Here is a 535-nt window from a genome sequence, read left to right as displayed (position 1 = left end):
CTATCTTATGTGATCTTCTGTGGTCTTATGTGGTGTATTTTTTGAGAGACGCACGGCCGTGCGTCTCTACTTGCTTCTATCTTCTGCCTTCAATCTCCGTGGTGAATTCTTAACCTTAATCTCAACCTCAGACCGGATGGGTACGGGGTGTTAGGGTTGATTTTTATCAGGACATTTGATCAGAAGATCGATATCACCCCCTTTTTTCATGTCGTCAACTCTGGATCCGAAAAGAGACACAGTAGCCTGTTCACCAAAAATTTTATTGGTAATTGTTTTGATCGCTTTTATTTCGTGAGATGTTAAGCGCATTCTTTTGGTGTTTGGAGTTGCTGCGTGCTGGGTGCGCATTGCAGGTTGAGGGTTGCTTGTTCCTGGTCAGTTTCCGCGGGTTGGGGGTTCCCCTTTCAGGGGGTCAGGGGGTGTGGGTTTGGGGCTGAGTGGTTAATTGGTTGATTGGTTTATTCGGCCGCCCGGCTCTGCCACTTAATTGTAAGAATTGGTTCCGGGTTCCGGGTTTTGAGTTCCGGGTTTT

The 535-nt window shown here is 47.1% G+C and carries 1 protein-coding gene; it reads right to left on the bottom strand.

The annotated features are described in order from the left end of the window. Positions 1–150 precede the first annotated feature (150 nt). Entirely contained in the window at positions 151–312 is a 162-nt protein-coding gene (locus tag OQ5_RS21420) for a hypothetical protein (RefSeq protein WP_016778538.1), read from the bottom strand. Between the last annotated feature and the right edge of the window lie 223 nt (positions 313–535).

This window comes from Anaerophaga thermohalophila str. Valhall (assembly GCF_000250735.1).
Classification (GTDB): Bacteria; Bacteroidota; Bacteroidia; order Bacteroidales; family Marinilabiliaceae; genus Anaerophaga; species Anaerophaga thermohalophila_A.
This window is presented reverse-complemented; position numbering and strand designations above follow the sequence as displayed.